Annotated in this window: 17 protein-coding genes and 1 riboswitch; of the genes, 8 read left to right on the forward strand and 9 right to left on the reverse strand. The window is 68.8% G+C overall.

From position 1 onward, the window contains the following. Position 1: 1 nt before the first annotated feature. Genes casB through CYJ26_RS05340 form a run of 3 tightly spaced genes read right to left on the reverse strand, consistent with a single transcriptional unit; the run spans position 2 to position 5285 of the window. Positions 2 to 691, reverse strand: a complete 690-nt coding sequence (gene casB, locus CYJ26_RS05330; protein WP_034237044.1) for a type I-E CRISPR-associated protein Cse2/CasB — start codon at positions 689 to 691, stop codon at positions 2 to 4. After that, on the reverse strand, positions 688 to 2343 hold the full coding sequence (gene casA / locus CYJ26_RS05335; RefSeq protein ID WP_006548547.1) for a type I-E CRISPR-associated protein Cse1/CasA: 1656 nt from the start codon (positions 2341 to 2343) through the stop codon (positions 688 to 690). The genes casB and casA overlap by 4 nt, the downstream gene beginning before the upstream one ends. Next, entirely contained in the window at positions 2340 to 5285 is a 2946-nt protein-coding gene (locus tag CYJ26_RS05340; protein WP_101638093.1) for a CRISPR-associated helicase/endonuclease Cas3, read from the reverse strand. Before CYJ26_RS05340 ends, casA begins: the two co-directional genes overlap by 4 nt. 162 nt (positions 5286 to 5447) lie before the next feature. Next, positions 5448 to 5523: riboswitch (ZMP/ZTP riboswitch) on the forward strand. Positions 5524 to 5644: 121 nt separating this feature from the next. Here CYJ26_RS05340 and glyA point away from each other — a divergent pair. Both glyA and CYJ26_RS05350 read left to right on the forward strand, forming a co-directional pair. Beyond that, positions 5645 to 6955 (forward strand): serine hydroxymethyltransferase, encoded by a 1311-nt coding sequence (gene glyA, locus CYJ26_RS05345; protein ID WP_101638094.1) that lies wholly within the window; start codon positions 5645 to 5647, stop codon positions 6953 to 6955. Continuing rightward, positions 6952 to 7848, forward strand: a complete 897-nt coding sequence (locus CYJ26_RS05350) for a bifunctional methylenetetrahydrofolate dehydrogenase/methenyltetrahydrofolate cyclohydrolase (RefSeq protein ID WP_101638095.1) — start codon at positions 6952 to 6954, stop codon at positions 7846 to 7848. The genes glyA and CYJ26_RS05350 overlap by 4 nt, the downstream gene beginning before the upstream one ends. Positions 7849 to 7947: 99 nt before the next feature. Here CYJ26_RS05350 and CYJ26_RS05355 read toward each other — a convergent pair whose 3' ends face one another. Continuing rightward, the gene (locus CYJ26_RS05355) at positions 7948 to 8856 is read right to left on the reverse strand and encodes a carbamate kinase (protein WP_006548551.1); all 909 of its coding nucleotides are present in this window, start codon (positions 8854 to 8856) and stop codon (positions 7948 to 7950) included. An 86-nt stretch (positions 8857 to 8942) separates the two neighbouring features. Then, a complete protein-coding gene (locus tag CYJ26_RS05360) occupies positions 8943 to 9767 on the reverse strand; it encodes an exodeoxyribonuclease III (RefSeq protein ID WP_024035825.1) in 825 nt (274 codons plus the stop codon). A gap of 89 nt (positions 9768 to 9856) precedes the next feature. Here CYJ26_RS05360 and CYJ26_RS05365 point away from each other — a divergent pair, with 89 nt between their 5' ends. After that, the gene (locus tag CYJ26_RS05365) at positions 9857 to 10138 is read left to right on the forward strand and encodes a hypothetical protein (protein ID WP_006548553.1); all 282 of its coding nucleotides are present in this window, start codon (positions 9857 to 9859) and stop codon (positions 10136 to 10138) included. A gap of 5 nt (positions 10139 to 10143) precedes the next feature. Here the strand turns inward: CYJ26_RS05365 and CYJ26_RS05370 are convergent, their stop codons facing one another. The 4 genes from CYJ26_RS05370 to galK all read right to left on the reverse strand — a co-directional run bounded on the left by CYJ26_RS05370 (position 10144) and on the right by galK (position 14805). Then, positions 10144 to 11469 carry an ABC transporter permease gene (locus CYJ26_RS05370; protein ID WP_006548554.1) on the reverse strand — a complete coding sequence of 442 codons (1326 nt, stop codon included), beginning with the start codon at positions 11467 to 11469 and terminating at the stop codon, positions 10144 to 10146. Next, complete coding sequence (locus CYJ26_RS05375) at positions 11466 to 12251, reverse strand: ABC transporter ATP-binding protein (protein WP_180950860.1); 786 nt, start codon at positions 12249 to 12251, stop codon at positions 11466 to 11468. Before CYJ26_RS05375 ends, CYJ26_RS05370 begins: the two co-directional genes overlap by 4 nt. Before the next feature lie 38 nt (positions 12252 to 12289). Continuing rightward, entirely contained in the window at positions 12290 to 13339 is a 1050-nt protein-coding gene (locus CYJ26_RS05380; RefSeq protein WP_034237038.1) for an efflux RND transporter periplasmic adaptor subunit, read from the reverse strand. 173 nt (positions 13340 to 13512) lie between these two features. After that, positions 13513 to 14805, reverse strand: a complete 1293-nt coding sequence (gene galK / locus CYJ26_RS05385; protein WP_034237037.1) for a galactokinase — start codon at positions 14803 to 14805, stop codon at positions 13513 to 13515. 246 nt (positions 14806 to 15051) lie between these two features. Between galK and CYJ26_RS05390 the strand changes: the two genes are divergently transcribed. The 5 genes from CYJ26_RS05390 to CYJ26_RS05410 all read left to right on the forward strand — a co-directional run bounded on the left by CYJ26_RS05390 (position 15052) and on the right by CYJ26_RS05410 (position 21983). Continuing rightward, positions 15052 to 16179 carry a YihY/virulence factor BrkB family protein gene (locus CYJ26_RS05390; protein ID WP_231550267.1) on the forward strand — a complete coding sequence of 376 codons (1128 nt, stop codon included), beginning with the start codon at positions 15052 to 15054 and terminating at the stop codon, positions 16177 to 16179. A gap of 24 nt (positions 16180 to 16203) precedes the next feature. After that, a complete protein-coding gene (locus CYJ26_RS05395; RefSeq protein WP_034237036.1) occupies positions 16204 to 17349 on the forward strand; it encodes a mannose-1-phosphate guanylyltransferase in 1146 nt (381 codons plus the stop codon). A gap of 397 nt (positions 17350 to 17746) precedes the next feature. Further along, positions 17747 to 18850, forward strand: coding sequence for a BMP family lipoprotein (locus CYJ26_RS05400; RefSeq protein WP_034237035.1), 1104 nt, complete (start codon positions 17747 to 17749; stop codon positions 18848 to 18850). 269 nt (positions 18851 to 19119) lie between these two features. Next, complete coding sequence (locus tag CYJ26_RS05405) at positions 19120 to 20685, forward strand: ABC transporter ATP-binding protein (protein ID WP_034237034.1); 1566 nt, start codon at positions 19120 to 19122, stop codon at positions 20683 to 20685. Beyond that, positions 20685 to 21983 (forward strand): ABC transporter permease, encoded by a 1299-nt coding sequence (locus tag CYJ26_RS05410; protein ID WP_024034884.1) that lies wholly within the window; start codon positions 20685 to 20687, stop codon positions 21981 to 21983. Before CYJ26_RS05405 ends, CYJ26_RS05410 begins: the two co-directional genes overlap by 1 nt. Position 21984 lies beyond the last annotated feature (1 nt).

The following is a 21984-nucleotide window of genomic DNA, read 5'->3' on the forward strand; positions in this document are numbered from 1 at the left end:
ATCAGTGCTCCAAGGTTGAGTGGGAGTCAGTGGAATCGGTGTTGTCAGGGGTAGGGGTGTGCTCAAGGCCGGCGTACTGCCTCGCCCAGGTGAGTCGGACAGTCTTGGCGCCGTCCGCTTGTTGGAAACGAACAAGCTCGTCAGCTAGCGCTGCGTAGTCGAGTGGAATACGGCGAGCGCGCAGCTGCGAGACGAACGCCTGAAGGTGATGAGTCAGTTCGCTCGTCGTCGTCGAGGTCACGAGTGCGTTGAAACGTGCTCTGGCAGAGGACAGCTCGTCGTCAGGAGGCCCGATCAGGGTGCGGGCGGCCTGGCCGAGGCCTCGGCCAGGAACATGCATCGGTTCAGTGCGTGACTGCTGGTGGATACCGTAGAGAGTCATCGCCGTGTGAACAGCGATTTCTTCTCTCGTCGGAGCGTCGCCGTGTCCGGGTGGCACCGGGCACTCGGTGAGCGCCCACACCTCGGGCAACGCACCAGGGGGCATGCGGGCCGCCCGACGCAAGGCAGCGAGCTCTGCTCTGCCGGAGGACTCTCCGCCGCAGTAGCGCTGCTGGAGGCCTCGTGGTCCGCCCAGCCGCCTTTCGACCAGGGAACCTTCCCGGCGCAGTGGTCGGCGGCGCCGTGTGGCGGAATCCGACGGGCCGCTGGTGCTCTCGGAGGGCTGAGGGTCTGAGATGGGTGCTGTCATTGATCTGCCCTTTCATCGTCATGGGCTGCGGGGATCTGGGAGCCTGGCCTCGGCAGGACTTCTGCGAGCTTTCTGCGGAAGAAGAACAGCGCTCGACCGACGTCCATGCGGGATGTTCCGTCCCCGCGGCCTGTGAATGCCGTGCTGGGTGCGTTCTGTGCGAGATGCTCAGCCTGGCGATGTGCCTCGGAGCGAAGGACCTCCCGCCATTGCTCGGCAACGGACTCGGGGTCCGCGTCTGCGATGTCAGCGAGCCACCGGGGGAAGCGCTCATCAATGGCTTGGTAGAACTGCGCTCCAGCCCGTTGACGGGCGGCAGAACTAGTATCGGGGCTTCCGCCAGCAGCACGGTCCAGGTTGGCCGCGAGGTTTCTCAGTGTTCCCGCCGCCTGCTCAGTGACCTCAATAGCGTCGCTCACCAGGGTCAGGAGCCGTGTGTTGTCCCGGCCGAGCAGGGCCGAGGGCACATGAAGAGTGTCCTCGACGAGCTCAGTAATCACGGCCTCCTGGGCGCCGTATTCCATACCGACGGCGTGGATTGGTAGAAGCTTGCGAGGCGGAATGACGCGCTGATACATGAGCCGCTGATAGAACGTGATCACTGCCGGCGGGAGGAAGCGACTGACCTGGCCCCCGGCTTTGGTCGACACCATCGGGCTGAGATGCGGGACGACCGTCGGGAGACCACGCCACATCGCGCGATCCGTTGGGAGCTTGCGAGGCATGTAGACCGTCGCCTTGGCCTTCTGACTCTGGGGCTCTGAGTAGCGCCAGGCTGTGAGGGGCTCGACGTGCTGCCGGTTTTGTGGCGTCGCCTTGTCTCCATTGCCGAGGAACAGGGAGGTAACCTCCTCCTTGCCGTGGAGAAGAACGCGTCGGGTTTGCCACGTGTAGCAGGACACTGGTCCAGTGGGCTGCTTTGATGCGGACCCTCCCGGTCCGTCTGCGGGGCGCTCCCACGGCGGTAGGTCTCGCGACAGGTCGACTTCCTGCAGCCCTTCGACGCAGTTGCACACCACGGTGTTGAGCAAGAGCGTCTGCTCGAGGTTGTCGCCAGCCAGCGTGATCGTCCCGATCTGTCCCGTCCAACCTGGTCCGATGGGATATCCCTTCCCATTTCTTACCTGAGGGTCCCCAACGGCGCCAGAACGGATTCCTGAAGGATCGAAAGCATGGACATGGATGAGCCAACGTGCTGCCTCGGCCCAGGTCATCTGGGACAAGCCCTCACCCATCCGGGTGGTGAAGAACGGATGCCCGTTCGGGATGTCTGCGATTAATGACTCTAGGCCGGAGCTCTTCCCTGAAGCAGTGTGGATACCGGCAACCTGGAAGAACGGCTGCTCGGGATCGCGCAGATCGAAGCGACTGCGGAACCGCTCCAGGTAGGTCGATGCGTCCTGTCCGAGGCTTCCTGGCGAGCTCCAGTATTCTCTCCAGACCTCGAGATCCTCTGGTCCGTCCATCGTCCTGTGGCAGATCGCCAGGAGTAGCCGAAGGATGGCGATGTTCTGGCTGGCGATCTCGCCGTGAATGCCCTCGATCTGTGTAGCGTCGCGAAACAGCGTCAGCAGCGATACCTCTTCTGACTCACCGCTCAGCCAGGTCACGCGGATCCAGGGTTCGTCAAGAAGATTGAAGCTCGGTGTCATCGGGGTGAGACCTCCTTGAGACCCGTAGACGAGGAGTACTCGAGCGTGATGCCTGCCAGGGTGGCTCGGCCGTGTTCCAGGGGGAGGACTAGCTGGCCAGCAAGCTCAGGAATACTCTGCCAGGCAGGTACGAGCCGTGTCTCAAGTTCGGAGATCACGGTGTCGATCACGCGAGGGTTGGAGAGCCGAGGAGGTAGCCGTACCGCGGACATCGCCATAGCTCGTGCGACTTTGGGCTCAGGAGCGTCGTCGTCAGGAATCGGGAGAGCCGGTGCTCCTGCCGTCGGCAGCGTGTAGAGACCGACCTGCCCGCCCTGCCGTCGAGCGTCGATGAGGATGACCTCGAGAGAGTCCTCGCCGTCGCGTACCTGGGCACGCCCCTTCTCATCATTGTCTAAGGCTGCGGAATGCAGCCATCCGATCAGCGACGATGCGCAGGACGCGCGTGGAGGTGATGACAGGAGGAAGGTCCGTGCGGCATCGGTCTTCGCTCTCTTGAGCTCGTCAGCCTTGCTCGCGGCTTCCGCGAGCGCTTTGTCCCAGGCTGGAGGAGTGGATACCAGCTCTCCGTAGACACCCTCGATCAGGGCGTGCACGTCCTGCGGGATGCGTACTTCTCCTGGTCCTTCCATGACCTTGTGCAGCACGGCAGCGCTGCGCAGCAGGTCCAGGGAGCCGTAGATCGCCTGAGCGCCGCCCTCCAAGGAGGGGCTCTCCGATGTCGGCGTCGGCAGCCAGTCAACGAGGCAGGTCGCCTCTGTCAGGCTTGCGGGTCGAGGTCGTTCATGGCGATGAAGACGTCCCATGCGCTGGAGGATCAGATCGATCGGCGCCAGATCGGTGATGAGCAGGTCGAAGTCGACGTCGAGAGACTGCTCGACGACCTGCGTTGCTACGACGACGGCGCGATGGGGACGGTCAGGGCCGCTGCGGGGAGGGCCGAACTTCTTCAGCAGCTCGTCGTCCTTGGCGAGCCTGTCACCGACCGTGAACCGTGCGTGGTGGACGCTCACCTCCTCTCCGAGCTCTGAGCGCAGCAGCTCGTAGGTCTCCTGCGCACGGCGCACTGTGTTCCTGACGACGAGTGCGCACCCGCCGTCGGACAGTGCCATACGCAGGGTGGGAACGAGCTGGTCCCGTCCGAGCCGATCAACGTGCACGCGGGCCGTACGACCGGCCGATGAGGAACCGACGACGCGGGATCCTGCCAGTCCGGTGGAGACCAGACAGGGGAAGGGCGTGCTCAGAGGATCTGGGGACGGGTGTCGTGGCACCCGCTGACCGTCGGCTAGGGCAAGCCCGTGCCGGTAAGCGGAGGTGAGCTCGGCGCAGCGCGCCTGCGAGAGTGTCGCCGAGAGCAGGATGACAGGTACCCCGTAAGCGGCGAGCCACGTCAGAGCGCGGTCAAGGTAGACGTTCATGTGTGTGGAGTAGGAGTGGACCTCGTCCACGATGACCACTTTGCGGGAGAGACCAAGATGACGCAGTGCCAGGTGTGGGGACCGCATCGCGCCGAAAAGGAGGTGATCAACGGTGGTGACGACGAAGTCAGCCAGCATGGCCTTCTTGCGTCCGTTAAACCACGCGCCGATCGCGATATCTGCGCGCCTGCCGTGGGAGCTGTCGAGCTCGCGACCGGCGCGCGCCTCGATCTCGTCCCAGCCGATCTGACAGGGGTGGGGGAGTGTCGAGTCGTCCCCACCAAGGGAACCGAGAAGCTGGCTGCGCAGCTCATATCCGCGGCGGCGGAGCTGACCTGCCTGCTTGTTCAGACGCGCACGGCCGTGAATGAGCTGGACCGCGAAGGTCGATGGAGCGCCGTCAGAGGCATATGCCTCCTCCAGGCTCTCCAACCAGGACAACTCTCGGGCGAACATGGCGTCTGTAGTGGCTTGGGTGGGAAGGGCGAAGAGCACCCCTGCACGTCCGCTGCGCGCGGCGAGCACCTCTGCCGCCATGAGTGCAGCCTCGGTCTTCCCACCACCGGTGGAGTCCTCGATGATGAGCATGCCTGGCATGGGCATCGTTCGGGCCATCTCGACGGCACGAGTCTGAACCTCGGTGGCCGTGGACCCTTCCGGCAGTGAGAACCGGTGTCTCAGGGTGTCGCTGACGCCAGCCTCCTCGTCCCTGGGCCTCCATGGTGCCGGAAGCTCGATTCGGGCCAGTCCTTGTGTGACGCGCTGGCGGTGTCGGTCAGGGGCAAGAAGGTCTCGGCCGTCGTCGTCGGCAGGGACAAGAGGGAAATAGTCTTCAGTGGAGGCCAGCCAGTCAGCAACGATGACCAGACCGGACAGAATGACCAGGAACGGCTGGGACCACGTGCGCTTAGACCAGTGGGCAAGTAATGAGCTGACCTCGCAGCGCTCCGTCACCAGCTCGAGCAGCTCGTTCTGGACCGTGGTCCACGTGCCGGTGCCGATGAGCGGCTCGCGTCCCTCGCTCTCCTGCAGGCTGGCGTACGTGGGCGGGATGCCATGGTGAGCTCCGACTATGCAGGCCAGTGCCTCGGCGGACTCGAAGGACCATCCGTGAACGTTCTCCAGCCATTGCTGAAAGATGCGATGTCCGGCTAGCCCGTGGGGGACTTTACGGCGCTCGAGTGGATCTACTGGGACGCGCTCGAATCCGGACTCGCACATGCGGTCGTACAGCTCAGGAACCTTGCTGGCGAACGCGGGGGAGGCCTTGCCGATGTCATGGACGCCCGAGATCCATGCGGCTAAGGCAGTGAACTCCTCAGAAGGGGACAGGCCAGATGGGGACGTGGCGAACTCGCGGTCGATGATCGAACAGATCGATGGGGAGAGCCAGTTCTTGGCGAGGTGGCGGGAGACGGCGGCCGTATCAAGAAGATGGATCGGAAGTGGAAGCCATCTTTCGCGCTCAGGGTTGTAGCCAGATTTCGCCCAGGCTGCGGCGGCAGTGCTCGACAGGTTCATAGGGACTCCTTCGTCGTTCGGGTGCCACGATATGACCTGGCGCGAGCTGGGATGAGCCGGCATAACGTAACGGCGACACCGTTCACCCCGCGTCAGCGGGGATCTGCGCAGGCGAGGTGCTGAGACTTCTCACCCTCGCCTGCGCTCTTGGACGTACCATGGCCCCGTCGTCGTGACTGGCGTTTGGGTGGACCACCACCGGGGAGCGGCGATCGTGCTCACGGCCTGACCGTCCACCAGCCTGGCTGGGGGCCTGCCGTACCCGGCCACGAGCACGCACCTGTACCTGGTCGCCCGCCTGGGCCGAGGTCGACGCCCCGCGCGGTACGCCGCGCTCAGACAACGCACCGAGGAGAACCATGACTGGTCCCGCCGCCACCTCACTCAACGCCATGCCGCTGGCCGAGCTCGACCCTGAGATCGCCGCCGTCCTGGACGGCGAGCTCGCCCGCCAGCGCGAGACCCTGGAGATGATCGCCTCGGAGAACTTCGTTCCCCGCGCGGTCCTCCAGGCCCAGGGCTCGGTCCTGACCAACAAGTACGCCGAGGGCTACCCCGGCAAGCGCTACTACGGCGGCTGCGAGGTCGTCGACGTCGCCGAGTCGCTCGCTATCGAGCGTGCCTTGAAGGTCTTCGGTGGTGACTACGCCAACGTCCAGCCCCACTCCGGCGCCCAGGCTAACGCCGCGGTCCTTCACGCCCTGGCGCAGCCGGGTGACACCATCCTCGGCCTGGCCCTGCCCCATGGTGGCCACCTCACCCACGGCATGAAGATCAACTTCTCGGGCCGCCTGTACAACGCCACCGCCTACGGCGTGGACGAACACACCCACCGCATCGAGATGGACCAGGTGCGCGAGGCCGCCCTGCGCGAGCGCCCCAAGGTCATCATCGCCGGCTGGTCCGCCTACCCCCGCCACCTCGACTTCGAGGCCTTCCGCTCCATCGCGGACGAGGTCGGTGCCTACCTGTGGACGGACATGGCCCACTTCGCCGGACTCGTCGCCGCGGGCCTTCACCCCAGCCCCGTCCCCTTCGCCGACGTCGTGTCCACCACGGTCCACAAGACCCTCGGCGGCCCGCGCTCGGGCATGATCATCTCCTCGCGCGGTGAGGAGCTGGGCAAGAAGCTCAACTCCGCCGTCTTCCCCGGTCAGCAGGGTGGCCCGCTCATGCACGTCGTCGCCGCCAAGGCGGTGGCCATGAAGGTCGCCGGCACCGAGGAGTTCAAGGACCGCCAGCGCCGCACCGTCGAGGGCGCCGCGATCCTGGCCGAGCGTCTCCTGCGCGAGGACGTGGCCAAGGCCGGCATCACGCTGGTCACCGGCGGCACTGACGTCCACCTGGTCCTCGTTGACCTGCGTGACTCTGCCCTGGACGGCCAGCAGGCCGAGGACCTCCTCCACGCCGCTGGCATCACCGTCAACCGCAACGCGGTCCCCTTCGACCCGCGTCCGGCCCGCGTCACCTCGGGACTGCGTATCGGTACCCCGGCGCTGGCCACCCGCGGCTTCGGCGCCACCGAGTTCACCGAGGTCGCGGACATCATCGCCACCGCCCTCGTGGCCGGTGCCGCCGGCGCGGCCGACGACGAGCTGCTCGCTGGCCTGCGCGCCCGCATCCAGGCCCTGACCGAGGCCTTCCCGCTCTACCCGGGGCTGGACCAGTGAGGGCCCCCTGGACCGGCGCCGCCCAGGTCCTGGACGGCAAGGCCACCGCGGCCGTCATCAAGGCCGAGCTCAAGGAGCGTGTGGACGCCCTGCGGGAGCGCGGTATCACCCCGGGGCTCGGGACCGTCCTAGTGGGTGAGGACCCCGGTAGCGTCAAGTACGTGGCCGGCAAGCACGCCGACTGCGCCGAGGTCGGTATCGCCTCCATCCGGGTGGACCTGTCGGCCAGCGCCACCCAGGCCGAGATCGAGGCAGCGGTCGATCGTCTCAACGCCGACCCTGCCTGCACCGGCTACATCGTCCAGCTGCCGCTTCCCAAGGGCGTGGACACCAACGCCATCCTGGAGCGGATCGACCCGGACAAGGACGCGGACGGCCTCCACCCGACCAACCTCGGGCGCCTGGTCCTGCGTGGCTCTGAGCCGATGACCTCGCCTCTGCCGTGTACCCCGCGTGCCTGCATCGAGCTCATCACCCGTCACGGGATCGCTCTGGCGGGCAAGGACGTGTGCGTCGTGGGTCGAGGCGTGACCGTGGGCCGCTCCATCGGCCTGCTGCTCATGCGCAAGGACGTCAACGCCACCGTCGACGTCTGCCACACCGGCACCGCGGACCTGGCTGAGCACGTGCGCCGCGCTGACGTCGTCATCGCCGCCGCCGGCTCGGCCGGGATCATCAGCCCTGACATGGTCAAGCCCGGCGCCGTCGTCCTGGACGTGGGCGTGAGCCGCGTCGTGGACCCGGCCACCGGTAAGGGCCGGATCATGGGAGACGTGGCCGACGGCGTCGACCAGGTCGCCTCGTGGCTCTCACCGAACCCCGGGGGAGTGGGACCCATGACTCGCGCCCTGCTGCTGGCCAACGTCGTCGAGACGGCTGAGCGGCAGGCCTGAGACAAGCCTGAGAAACAGGCGGCGCCGTCGTTCCTGCGCTGAGGGACGACGGCGCCGCTCGTCCTCTCGGCCAGGCAGGGCCAGGTGGCCATGGCCGGCTCAGCCAGGCACCACCTGGGTCCCGGCCCGTCCCGCCACGATCTGAGCGGCCTGGCCCAGCGCCCCGATGACAGCGCGCCCGCCGGTGCGCTCGACGAAGGAGGCACACGCCCGCGCCTTGGGGCCCATCGACCCCTCCGGCAGCCCGAGGGCCCGTAGCCGGGCCGGAGTCACCTGCTCCAGCAGCTGTGCCTCGGCGGTCCCGTAGCCCTCCACCACGCCGGGCACATCCGTGAGCACAATGAGCAGCTCGGCCCCGATCTGCTCGGCCAGCACCGCGGAGGCCAGGTCCTTGTCCACCACTGCCTCCACGCCCTCGTGCGTCCCGTCCTCCCAGGTGCGCACGGCAACGCCCCCGCCACCGGTGCACACGACGACGGCGCCCTGGTCGAGCAGGCGGGCGACGACGTCGGCCTCGAGCACGGAGCGGGGCTCAGGGGAGGGGACCACGCGGCGCCAGTGCTCACCGTCGCGCGCCATCGTCCAGCCGCGCTCGGCGGCCAGCAGCCGCGACTCCTCCTCGCTGAGCACCGCGCCCACGAACTTGGTGGGCTGGGCCATCGCTGGGTCAGCGGGGTCGACGAGGGTGCGCGTGAGCAGCCCCGCCACCGCACGCCCGGGCAGGGCGTCAGACAGCGCCTGGGTGATCCAGAAGCCGATCATGCCCTGGGTCTGAGCCACCAGGGTGTCCAGCGGGTAGACATTCGCCGGTAGGTCCGAGGAGGCTGTGGCTGCCGCGAGCAGCCCGACCTGTGGTCCGTTGCCGTGGGTGATGACCAGCTCGTGGCGCGCGGCCAACGGCGCCAGCGCAGCGACCGCCAGGCGTACCTTGGCCACCTGGATCGCCGTGTCGGGCGTCGCGCCGCGAGGAAGCAGAGCGTTGCCACCCAGCGCGAGGACGATCCTCATACCAGTCCCTTCTTCCGGCACCTACTCACCAGGAGCCACCTGAGCGCAGCGCCTGCCAGCCTGCTGGATCGTGCGGGTGGCTGCGCCTAGAGCTGGTACTCCACCACCAGCGGAGCGTGGTCGCTCCACCGCTCGGCGTAGGAGGCGGCGCGGTCGACGACGGCGCTCACCGCCCGGCCGGCGAGGGATGGGGTCGCCACCTGGTAGTCGATGCGCCAGCCGGCGTCATTGTCAAAGGCCTTGCCACGCTGGGACCACCAGGTGTAGGGCCCCTGAGCCTCAGGTTCGAGGTGACGAGCCACGTCCACCCACCCAGAGGCGAACCAGCCCTCTAGGTGCGCGATCTCCTCATCCAGGACACCGGCGACCTTGTTGTGGTTCGGCTTCCAGTTCTTGATGTCCCGCTCGCTGCGCACCACGTTGAGGTCACCGGCCATGACCACCTGCGGCCCGCCGGCCTGGGCACTGGCCAGGAGCTCACCCATCCGGGTATCGACGAGCTCCAGGTGGGCGTACTTCTGGTCCATCTTCTCCGTGCCGATCTGGCCCGAGTGCAGGTAGGCGGACACGACGGTGAGGACGGTCTGAGCATCGGCGTCGGCCAGGTCCACCTCCAGCCAGCGCCCGGAGTCCACGTCCGGCTCCTCGGCCTGGCCAGCCACGCCGTAGCGGGACTCGCCCAGGCGGACCGGCCCGCCCTCGCGCACGGCGACGCCCACCCCAGCGCGCCCCTTGATCCGGCAGGGCCAGATCAGCGAGGAGTAGCCGGGCAGCAGGGCCGCGGCCGTCTCCTCGTCCGCCCGCACCTCCTGCAGCAGCAGGACGTCAGGAGCTGAGGCCTCCAGCCAGGTCCCCATGCCCTTGCGGGCAGCGGCCCGGATGCCGTTGACGTTGACAGTGGCGATTCGCATGCGACCAGACTACGTGGCCCCACGCCTCCTCCAGAGGCAAGCAAGTCATAGAATCGTGCTATCCCGAGGCCGGCGAAGGCGAGGAGACCATGAGGAGCAACGAGACCAGCGCTGCCACCCTCGCGCAGGCGGAGCTGGAGCGCGCGCGGCGCACTGACACCCGCGGTAAGCGGATGCTCATCGCAGGCCTGGTCATCATGCTCGCCGCGGCCCTGTTCCCGGTCCTCGCCTCCTGGGCGCTCGACGGCGAGGCCGCCACAGCACTGTGGCTCGCCTCGATGCCCCTGTGCCTGGCCGGGGCAGCGCTCGCCGCCGTGGGCCACACGCGCCGTCGTAGCGTCTCCAGCCTGCTGCGGGAGGACTGGGGCTGAGGCCGTCAGATCCTGATGGCGTCGATCGGGCGGATCCGCACCGCCACGATCGCCGGGATGATGCCGGCCAGCGCCCCGACCCCGCTGGCTGCCGCCAGGCCGATGAAGGCCGCGGACATCGGGAAGGGCGGGCGGTTCGTGATCTCGGTCTGCATGAGGGTCTCCAGGGGGATCACGCGCATGGCGATGATGGCGATGATGATGCCGACCACGCCGGCCACCACCGTGGCGACCACGGACTCCAGCATGATGGAGAAGAAGATGCGCCGGTTGGTCGCCCCGAAGGAGCGGCGCACACCGATCTCGTGGATGCGCTGGCGCACGGTGACCAGGGAGATGTTGATCAGTCCTAGGGCGCCCAGGACCATGATGAAGACGCCGGCCCCGGTCACGGACAGGGTGAAGACCCGGTTGAAGTCCTCGGACTGGCCGAAGTCGTTGTCGTAGACATTGGTCGCCCCGCGTCCGAAGACGCCGTCGAAGTAGGTCTTGGCCAGCGCGGTCATCTCCTTGCTGCGTCCGGCACCCGCCCACACCTCGAAGGTGGGCTCCTCAGGCTGGACGGTGGCGGGCAGGAGCCTCTCGAAGGGCTCGGCCAGGACGAAGGCCTTGAGCTCCTCGCGGCACACCATCTCCCTGTCCTCCCCCTTCGTGCAGAACTGACCGCCGTCGGGGTCGGCGGGCAGGACGCCCACGACCGTGTAGGTGGCCTTCATCGGTGCCAGGCCCGTGACCTGGACCGGCTCGGTGAGGGAGTCGATGCCTAGCTGGGTCAGCAGCGAGCGGGAGACGACGATGCTGGGGGACAGGTCGTCAGCGTCCTCGGCCCTGAACCAGCGGCCCTCGGCCAGCTGGGTGGGGTGCAGGAGGCCGTAACCGGGTGAGACCACGGTGGTGGACACCGCCGCAGGCCCGTCCGCCAGGCTCAGACGCAGGTTCTGGGAGTAGCTCGTGGCCCACCGCGTGATCTCGTAGCGGCTGACAAAGTCCGTGCGGGCCGCGGCCAGACGAGCCTTCGTGTCCGTGCCGGTGTCCTGGGCCGGGTCCTCCAGGCCAGCCGCGGCGTCGGCGTCCAGGACGCCGGAGGAGCCGTCCTGCGTCCCGGTGGCAGGCGAGACCATGATCTGCACCGTGCCTGGGCGCCCGGCCCACTTCTCCATCAGGTCCTGCTGGACCGCGGAGGAGACCTGCCCGAAGGCGATGATGAAGGTCATGGCGGCTACCGCCACGGCCACGCCGATGAGGGAGAGCATGACGCGCAGCTTGCCGATGCGCAGCTGGGCCCAGGCCTCAACGAGGGCGCCGACGACGCCGGTGACGAACCCGTTCATGCTGGCACCTCCTCCAGGGTCTGGAGCGAGCCGTGCGTACGACGCTCCACGCTGATGGGCGTCAGGCGCCCCTCCTCCAGCCGGTACTGCGTGCGCGCCCGGCTGGCCACGGCCAGGTCATGGGTGATGATGATCAGAGCCGCGCCGGTCTGCGCGCACTGAGCCTCCAGCAGGTTCATCACCGAGGCGCCGGTGTCCACGTCCAGGGCGCCGGTGGGCTCATCGGCCAGAATGATCCGAGGCTTGCGGGCCAGCGCACGTGCGATGGCCACGCGCTGCTGCTCGCCTCCGGACAGGCGGTTGATAGGCCCACCGATCTTGTCCTTCAGGCCGACTGCCTCCAGCAGCTCCTCGGCCCGGGCGGTGCGGCCCCAGAAGGCCAGGCCCCGGTCGTAGAGCAGAGGCGCAGCCACGTTCTCCGTGGTGGTCAGGCCGGGGATGAGGTTGAAGGTCTGGAAGACGAAGCCGAAGGTACGCCCGCGCAGGTGCGCCCGGCGGGACTCGCCCAGCGTCGCCATGTCCACCCCGTCCAGCAGGTAGATGCCGGCGCTGGCCTGGTCAATGAGGCCCAGGATGTTGAGCAGCGTCGACTTTCCGGTTCCCGAACGCCCCACGATGGCCACGTGCTCACCGGGGTAGACGTCCAGGTTGACGTCGGTCAGGATGTGGAGCGGATCGGCGTCGGGCACCTCGAAGGTGCGGGCAATGCCGCGCAGGCTGAGTACCGGCGCGTGGCCGGCGGGTGGTGCCGGCAGCAGGTCAGTGGCCTCTTGCGCCTCCAGCGGCTCCGGCGGTGAGGACGGCGTCGGGGCAGAGGTGGTCACAGGATCTCCTGACCGTTCTCGTCGTAGCAGACGTAGTCGTCACAGGTGTTGGGCTCACCTGTGCGGGTGGTGTCCTTGCCCGGAACGAACAGGAGGATCTCCTCGCCCTCGCTCAGCCCCTCGGTGACCTGGATGTTGACGCCGTCATTGATGCCGAGCGTGACCTCACGCTTCTCGGCCTTTTCGGGCGCCTCGGGGTCGGTGACCACCCAGACGTTGCCCTTGGTCGTCGAGCCCTCGACGGCGGTGACAGGCACCAGCAGCGCCCCGGTGGCGCTGCCGGCGTCGATACCGATGGTCACCGGCAGGCCGGGGAAGACCTTCTGGTCACCCGGTACCGGGCAACGTACCTCCACGCTCGTGCCGTCACCGGTGGTCGTGGTGACGTCTCCGGAGGTCGGGTCGGTCGTCGTCGAGGTCCTGGCCTTGGTACCGATGCTCAGCCCCTGGCACTGGAAGGGCGCCGGGCCGCCCTCGAGCGTGAGCTCGGCCGTGGTGGGAGCGTTGGTCAGCTGGTACTGCTGGGAGGGCGTGATGGTGCCGGTGGCGGAGAAGGTGCCCGGTGTGACGGTAGCGACCACCATGCCGACGTTGGTCTGCTGGTCCTTGATGACGTTGAAGGAGACGACGCCGGCTGCCGGGGCGTAGACGACGGCGCGCGTGACCTTGTCTGGCTGGGGCACCATGCCCTTCTCATCGGTCTCCCCGATGACCTGAGGGTCCTGCGCCTCGGTCTTGACGATCGTCAGCAGCGGCGCCCCCTGAGTGACCGTGGCTCCCTTGTCCACGGCGAAGCCCTCGATGACGCCCTCCAGGGTCGCCTGCGCCTCCAGTGCGGCGTCCTCGACGATCTGTCCCTTGACGTCGATGGTGTTGGAGATGTCGCCGAGCGTGGCCGTCGTCGTCTGGGTGCCGACGCTGAAGCCTGGGGTCGGGCCGGCGGAGGCACCCTCTGTCTGGCTGGGGAAGAAGGCGATCTTGGTCAGTGCCACGGCGATGACCAGGGCGATGAGGATCTTCAGGGCGGGCAGGACGTAACGCTTCACGGGTGCCTCCACCTAGGGCAAGAAGGGACGGGAGTCAGCGGCAGCATAAATAACGCTCGTCCCTCCAGGGCTCATCCTTGAGGAGGAGCTGCCCCTGAGACTCATCACCCGTGGGGCTCAGGGATGTGCCAGGCACATCCCTGAGCCCCACGGGCTGGACAGATCGCGATGGCTCAGGCCAGGCGGCCAGCCGGTGCGGAGGGCACGGCGTCCAGGAAGGCCGGGGCATCGAAGCCTTCACGGGCATAGGCCTGGACGACGGCGCGAGCCACCTGCTCGACGGCGTCGGCGTCCACCAGCGCGATCGCGGAGCCGCCAAAGCCGCCACCGGTCATCCGGGCCCCGTACGCGCCGGCAGCGCGAGCAGCGTCGACGGCGACGTCGAGCTCGGGGCAGGTGCACTCGTAGTCATCGCGCAGGGAGTCGTGGGAGGCGTTGAGCAGCGTGCCGACCTCGGCCAGCTTGTCACCGGCCAGCGCCTGGCCGTCGCTGAGCAGAGCGACCAGGTCCTTGGTTCGCTGGATCTCCGTGACTACGTGACGGGTGCGCTTGACCAGCTCCGCGCCGTCCTCGCCGCTGGCCTCCAGGCGCTCAAGCGCCTGGGGAAGGGCCTCGGGTGAGACCTCGACCAGCAGGTCCACCCCGAGCAGCGAGGCAGCCTTCTCGCAGGCCGCGCGCCGTGAGCCGTACTGGCCGTCAGCGTGGGAGTGCTTGGCCTTGGTATCGATCACCAGCAACGCGAGCCCTGCACCCGCCAGGTCGAGGGGGACCTGACGCACCTGGCCGCTGCGGCAGTCCAGCTCCAGGGCGTGCCCGGCCTGGCAACGCAACGAGGCGGACTGGTCCATCCCTCCGGTGGGGGCGCCGGCCATCTCGTTCTCCGCGCGCACGCAGGAGGTCACCAGCCGCTCGCGCCCGGCGTCATTGGGCTCCTCAGCGCTTCCTGCCAGTCCCAGGGCGTTGACCTCATCCAGCGCGACGACGGTGGCTCCCTCCAGGGCCGCCGAGGAGGACAGCCCGCCGCCCAGCGGCACGCAGGAGTACAGCGCTGCGTCGAAGCCGCTGACCGGTCCCAGCCCGTCCTGCTCCAGGGCCCAGGCCACGCCGGCGACGTAGGCGTTCCAGTGCCGGACCTCGCCCGGGGTGCCCTTGGGGCCGATCTGGTCCAGGTCGAGGACGTCGATCGTCTCGCGCGTCTGGGGCGAGACCAGGCGGATGGTGCGGTCCTCACGGCGACGCAGCGCCATGTGGGCTCGGTGCGGCAGGGCGATGGGCAGGGCCAGCCCACCGTTGTAGTCCGTGTGCTCGCCGATAACGTTGACCCGCCCCGGCGCGTACCACACGCCGTCGGGTTCACAGTCAAAGGCCTCGTGGAACAGTGCGGTGGCGGCAGCAACTCCCTCGTCGGGGGACAGTGCGGGGGAGAAGACAGGGTCGTGGGGGGCGGATGTGCTCTCGTAGGACATGGCTTCATCCTGCCAGATCAGGACGGGGACCGTACGGCCTGTGGTCCCCTCCTGCTCTGCCCGGCGTTAGAGTGGGGCGGCCACCCTCCTGCTGGCCCACCTGACCGTGCCCGCTCCCCACTCTGCCAGGAGACCTCGATGGATGCTGCTCGTGCCCAGGACCGTTCCGCCCCCGACACTCCGCCGGAGGGCTGGGGTGAGCCCGAGCGCGCTGAGGACCAGGAGCCGCGTGGCGCCGTCGGGCGCGTGCTGGAACGTGTCCAGGCCGTGCTGGAGTGGTGGAACCGAAGCCGGCTAGGGCGGATGCTGGCGCGTTACGGCAACGTCCGCGGTGGCCTGCTGGCCGGAGGTATCGCCTACACCGGGCTGTTCTCCGTCTTCGCGGGACTGGCCATCGGAGTCAGCGTCCTCATGGCGACCATCGGCCGCCACCCGCAGATCCGCGACGCGGTCCTCGACTCCATCGGCAGCCTCCTGCCTGGTGTGGTGGACGATGGCAGCGGCGGCGGACTGGTGAGCATCGACCAGCTCACCCTCGACTCCGCCCTCAACCTCGGCTCCGTCCTGGGTCTGCTCACCATGCTCTACTCCGCGATGGGACTGATGGGGGCGCTGAAGAACGGGGTACGGGCCATGTTCGGCATCGTCACTCTGCCCCACAACCCGGTGGTCAACCAGCTGGCGAACCTCGCCGGCTTCCTGGTCATCATGGTGGCGGTGCTGGCCACGGCCATGGCCTCGGTCCTGACCAGCGCGGTAGCCGGAGCGATGGACTTCCTGCCCTCCTGGCTGTCGGGGCCAGGGGTCAAGGCGGCCACGCTCGCGCTGTCCTTCCTCATTGACGCCGGGGTGCTGGCACTGATCATCCGCCTGTCCGGACCACGTGTGCCGCGCCGGGACCTCGTGGCTGGTGCGGCGATCGGCGCGCTGGCCTTCGGAGTGCTGCGCCAGGTGGGAACCAGCGCAGTGGGCTCAGTCTCGAGCAACCCCATGCTGGCCTCCTTCGCAGCGCTGGTGGTGCTCATCCTGTGGCTCCATCTGGCCAGCCGGGTGGTGCTGTACGTCTGTGCGTGGATGGCCAATCCGCCGCGGCCCCAGGCCGTTGACCACCCTGACGAGCTGCATGCCGGCCAGACCCCCAACTACGTCACGCTCTCGGTGCCTGCCACGCTGGCCTGGCCGCGTCAGTCGCTCACCGGCACCCTCGAGGTCGACTCCACTGCCCACCCCGACTACGTGCCTCCGGTGGCGCTGGAGGAGGCGGAGCCGGAGCCGGGCGGAAAGCGAGGGCTGCGGGCGCGCCTGACCCTGTGGCGCTACCACCGCGCCCAGGCCAGGGCGCAGGCGCACCTGGCCCGATATCGTGAGCTCTAGCCTGCGGTCGCCTACGCTGGAGAGGTGACTGAGCCCAACACCGCGCCCCGCATCCACGCGATCATCCCCGCCGGAGGTGCCGGCACCCGGCTGTGGCCGCTCAGCCGCCGCAGCCGGCCCAAGTTCCTCCTCGACCTCACCGGAGCCGGACGGACCCTCCTGCAGGGCACCGTCGCCCGCCTGGAGCCGGTGGCTGACTCCGTCACCGTCGTCACGGGCGTCGCCCACCTCGACGCCGTCGCCAGCCAGCTCCCGCAGGTCCCGGCCGCCAACCTCCTGGCAGAGCCGAGCCCGCGAGACTCGATGGCGGCGATCGGCCTGGCGGCTGCGGTCATCGCCGCCCGCCACGGGCGCGAGGCGGTGGTCGGCTCCTTCGCCGCGGACCAGGTCATCGCCGACGAGGAGGCCTTCGTCGAGGCGGTCCGTCAGGCGGCGACGCTCGCCCAGGAGGACTGGGTGGTCACCATCGGCATCGAGGCCACCGGTCCCTCCACCGCCTTCGGATACATCCACGCCGGCGAGCCCACCACGGTCGCCGGCGCTCCGGACGGTCGCGTGGTCCTGGGCTTCACCGAGAAGCCGGATGCGGACACCGCGGAGCGCTACCTGGCCAGCGGCAGCTATCGCTGGAACGCGGGCATGTTCGTCGCGCGGGCCGGCGTGCTGCTGGACCACCTGGCCCGGCAGCGTCCCGCGCTCGCGGAGGGCATCGAGGAGATCGCCGCGGCCTGGGACACTTCGCAGCGCGATGAGGTCCTGGCCCGGGTGTGGCCGGGGCTGGAGAAGATCGCGATCGACCACGCCATCGCCGAGCCGGTGGCCGCCTCGGGCGGGGTCGCGGTCGTCCCCGCCTCGATGGGGTGGGACGACGTCGGTGGCTTCGACGCGCTGGCCGGTCTGGTCCCGCCCCGCGCGCAGGGGCCGGCTGCCGGGGCGGCGGTGCTCGACGCCGTCACTCCGGGAGGTCAGGCCGGCGACGTCGAGGCGAGGTCCAGCGAGGGGGCCCTGGTCGCCTCGACCACGGGCCGGAAGGTGACGCTGCTGGGCGTGCCGGGGCTCGTCGTCGTCGACACTCCGGACGCTTTGCTCATCACGACGCCGGAGCACGCCCAGGAGGTCAAGGGAGTGGTTGACCGCCTGCGTGAGCAGGGGCGCGACGACCTGCTCTGAGCCGGGGCGCCGCGCGCCTGAGCTGCCGTAGGCGCGCTCGCGTCGACGGGCGCTCAGGGCGGCGGCGACCGCCAGCGGGCGCGGCACCCGGCCGCGGTGCCCTGCCCGGGCGCAGGCGCCTGCACACGGTCCGTCGTCCTCGCCCACGGCACAGCGGGCGCCTCGCGCGGCCGCGAGTGCCCGCGATGTCGTCAGCTCGGTGTGGAAGGGCGCCAAGGGCGCCTCGCGCGGCCGCGGGTGCCCGGCTAGGCCCTCGCAGTGGACTGACTGGGAGTCTGTCGGGAAGGTGTCCAGCAGGTGTCCAGCCGACCCTCACAGCGTTTATCCTGGACCGTGTGCCGCCTGCTTGCCTGACGGCGTCTCCTGCCCCCAACCTCCTCTGGAGATCGCAACCGTGATGAAGAAGACCTACTCCGCCCTCGCCCTGGGCCTGGCCGCGTCGCTGAGCCTCGCCGCCTGTGGCTCGGCCCCGACCGACAACGCCTCCTCCGGCAGCTCCCAGGCCGCTGGCTCCTCCGACTTCAAGGCCTGCATGGTGTCTGACGAGGGTGGCTTCGACGACCAGTCCTTCAACCAGTCCGGCAAGGAGGGACTCGACAAGGCTGGAGCCGAGCTCGGCGTGACGACCGTCGCCGTGGAGTCTGCCGGTAGCGCCGACTACCCGACCAACGTCGACTCCCTCATCCAGCAGAACTGCGACCTCATCATCGGCGTCGGGTTCAACATCGCCAAGGACCTGGGTGACGCCGCCAAGGCCAACCCGGACATCGAGTTCGCCCTCATTGACTCCACCTTCGTGGACGCCGACGGCAACACCGTCGAGTACGACAACGCCAAGCCCCTCATCTTCAACACCGCCGAGGCCGCCTACCTGGCCGGCTACGCGGCCGCCGGGACCACGAAGACCGGCACCGTCGCCACCTACGGCGGCATGGCGATCCCGACCGTCCAGATCTTCATGGAGGGCTTCGCCAGGGGCGTGGAGAAGTACAACGAGGACAACTCCGCCTCCGTCAAGGTGCTGGGCTGGGACCCCTCCAAGCCGGAGGGCGGCTCCTTCGTGGGTGACTTCTCCAACACCACCAAGGGCCAGCAGCTGACCGAGCAGTTCCTCTCCCAGGGTGCGGACATCGTCATGCCGGTCGCCGGCCCGGTGGGTCTGGGCACCCTGGCGGCTGTCAAGGCCGCGAACGCGGACACCAACGGCATCGTGTGGGTGGACGCCGACGGCTACAACTCGACCGACGCCAGCAAGTACATGGTGACCTCGGTCGTCAAGGAGATCGGAACCGCTGTCTACGACACGGTCAAGGAGGCCAAGGAGGGCAAGTTCACCTCCAAGCCCTTCATCGGAACGCTGGCCAACAACGGCGTCTCCATCGCTCCCTTCCACGACTGGGACTCGCGCGTCCCCGCTGAGGTCAAGAGCAAGATCGAGGAGATCCAGAAGCAGATCGTCGACGGCTCCCTCGACGTCTCCACGGCCTACGACCCCTCCTGACGCCTCTGCGGTGGCCGCACCACGGCAACCGCACCGTAGCCCGCGGCGTGGCGACCGGACCGCGGTCACCGCACCGTGGTGACCACGCCGTGGCGACCACGACATGGCGACCACGCGCGAGACGTGACGCCGCTGCCGTGACGCCGCGGACCTGACGCTGACGCCGTCGACCCGACACCGGGCCGGCGGCGTCAGTGCGCAGGTAGGCGCGAGGCTCTATATTTCAGTTCGTCCTCTCCCGGCGTCAGCCCCGACGGAAGCGAGCACACGTGCAGCTGGAGCTCCGTGGGATCACGAAGGTCTTCGGACCTCTCGTGGCCAACGACCACATCAACATCACCGTGGAACCCGGTCAGATCCACGCTCTCCTGGGCGAGAACGGTGCCGGCAAGTCCACCCTCATGAACGTCTTGTACGGGCTCTACCAGCCCGACGAGGGGCAGATCCTCATCGACGGCGAGCCGGTGACCTTCTCCGGTCCCGGCCAGGCAGTGGCCGCCGGGATCGGTATGGTCCACCAGCACTTCATGCTCGTGCCGGTCTTCACCGTCGCCGAGTCGGTGGCGCTGGGGTACGAGCCGGTCGGAAGGGCCGGCGTCATCGACGCACGCGCGGCCGCGGACAGGGTTCGGGAGATCTCCGGGCGCTTCGGCTTCGACGTCGACCCGCAGGCCCTTATCGAGGACCTGCCGGTGGGGGTGCAGCAACGTGTGGAGATCATCAAGGCGCTGTCCCGGGACGCCAAGGTGCTCATCCTCGACGAGCCGACGGCGGTGCTCACCCCGCAGGAGACCGATGAGCTCATCGCCATCATGCGCGACCTCAAGGCCGCAGGCACCTCCATCGTCTTCATCACGCACAAGCTGCGTGAGGTCCGCGAGGTCGCGGACACCATCACCGTCATCCGGCGCGGCAAGGTCGTGGGGACCGCCTCGCCCAGCGCCTCCCAGACCGAGCTGGCCAGCCTCATGGTCGGTCACGAGGTCTCGCTGACCGTGGACAAGGAACCGGCTCAGCCCGGCCGGCCGGGGCTGGAGCTGCGCGACCTCAGCATGGTCAAGGACGGCACCGTGCTGCTCGACGAGGTCAACCTCGCGGTGCACGACGGCGAGATCCTGGGTGTCGCGGGCGTCCAGGGCAACGGGCAGACCGAGCTCAGCGAGGTCGTCCTGGGCCTGCACCGGCCCTCCAGCGGAACGGTGTCCTTCGGTGGACAGGACGTCACCAGCCTCGACGTCCACCGCCGCCTGGGCGCCGGACTCGGCTTCGTCCCGGAGGACCGCTCGAGCGACGGCATGATCGCGGGCTTCTCAGTGGCGGAGAACATGATCCTGGACCGCTATGACGACCCCGCCTTCGGCACCGGCCCCTCGCTCAGCCCGGCCCGCGTCCGCGCCAACGCCGAGGCGCTGCGCCAGGAGTTCGACGTGCGCGTCACCGACGTGGCCGACCCGATCTCGACGCTCTCGGGAGGCAACCAGCAGAAGGCGATCCTCGCTCGCGAGCTCTCCCGGCCGCTGAAGGTCCTGGTGGCCTCCCAGCCCACCCGGGGCCTGGACGTGGGCTCCATCGAGTTCGTCCACCAGCGCATCGTCGCTGAGCGAGACCGAGGCACAGCGGTCCTCATCATCTCCTCCGAGCTGGACGAGATCTACTCCCTGTCCGACCGCATCGCCGTCATGTACCGGGGACGGGTGGTCGGCGTCGTTCCCCCTGACACCCCACGCTCGGTCCTGGGCCTCATGATGGCGGGTGTTCCGCTGGAGGAGGCCACGGCCCGAGCCCAGGACGAGCCCACCACCGCAACCGCTGCTGAGAGCGGAGAGGAGAAGTGATGAGCGAGAAGGCTACCCCCGCTCCCGCCGCCCCCACAGCCCCTGCCGCCCCAGACCAGGGGACCAGGGCCCGCCCCGGCATCGCTCGCCAGGTCGCTGAGTCCAACGGGCTCATGGGCCTGCTCGCCGTCGTCACGGCCATGCTGGTGGGCTCCGTCCTCATCCTCATCGCCGACCCGCACGTGCGGTCCACCGCCACCTACTTCCTCGCCCGTCCCACCGACTTCCTCGGTGCCGTGGGAAGCTCTCTGACGCAGGCCTACACCTCCCTGCTACGAGGAGGGGTCTTCGACTGGCAGGCCAGCACCTCGGCCCGCATGTGGCGGCCCATCACCGAGACCTTCACGGTGGCGACCCCGCTCATCCTGGCGGGTCTGGGCATGGCGGTGGCCTTCCGGGGCGGCCTGTTCAACGTCGGTGGCCAGGGCCAGATCGTCCTGGGTGCCATGCTCGGTGGCTACATCGGCTTCACCTTCCACCTGCCCGCCGGGCTGGGGCTGCTCGCCGCGGTGCTCGGCACGGCCGTGGGCGGCATGCTGTGGGGCCTGATCCCTGGCCTTCTTAAGGCCCTGACCGGGGCGAGCGAGGTCATCACGACCATCATGCTCAACTCGATCGCGACCTTCCTCCTGGCCCACGCGCTGACGACCGACGCCTTCATCGGTGAGGGCAACGCCAACCCCAAGTCCCTGCCGATCATGGTCGGCGCGCAGTACCCCAGGCTGCTGGGGCAGTCCTTCCGGCTCCACCTGGGCATCGTCGTGGCCCTGGCTGCGGCGGTGTTTGTCTGGTGGCTGCTGGAGCGCAGTGAGATCGGCTTCCAGCTGCGGGCCACGGGACTCAACCCCGATGCCGCACGCACCGCGGGAATCTCGGTCCCGAGGGTGACGGTCATCGTCATGCTCATCTCCGGGGCGCTGTGCGGTCTGGCCGCCTCCGGGCCGGTGCTGGGGACCCAGCACTACCTGACGACCTCGATCGCAGGGTCGGTGGGCTTCGACGCGATGACCGTGGCGCTCCTGGGACGCTCCAAGCCCCTGGGCACGGTGCTGGCCGGTCTGCTCTTCGGCGTGCTCACGGCAGGCGGCACGACCATGCAGGCCGCGACGGGGACGCCGATCGACATCGTGCTGGTCCTTCAGTCCACGATCGTGCTGTTCATCGCGGCGCCGCCCCTCGTCCGCGCGATCTACCACCTGCCGGCCCCCGGGTCCTGGAAGCGCTCACGCCGCGAGGCGATGGGCCCGGCCACGGCCGGCGCCGGCGCTGCCTCGACGACTGCCACCCAGGAGGCCTGAC

It is taken from the genome of Actinomyces urogenitalis, assembly GCF_002861525.1.
Lineage (GTDB): Bacteria > Actinomycetota > Actinomycetes > Actinomycetales > Actinomycetaceae > Actinomyces > Actinomyces urogenitalis.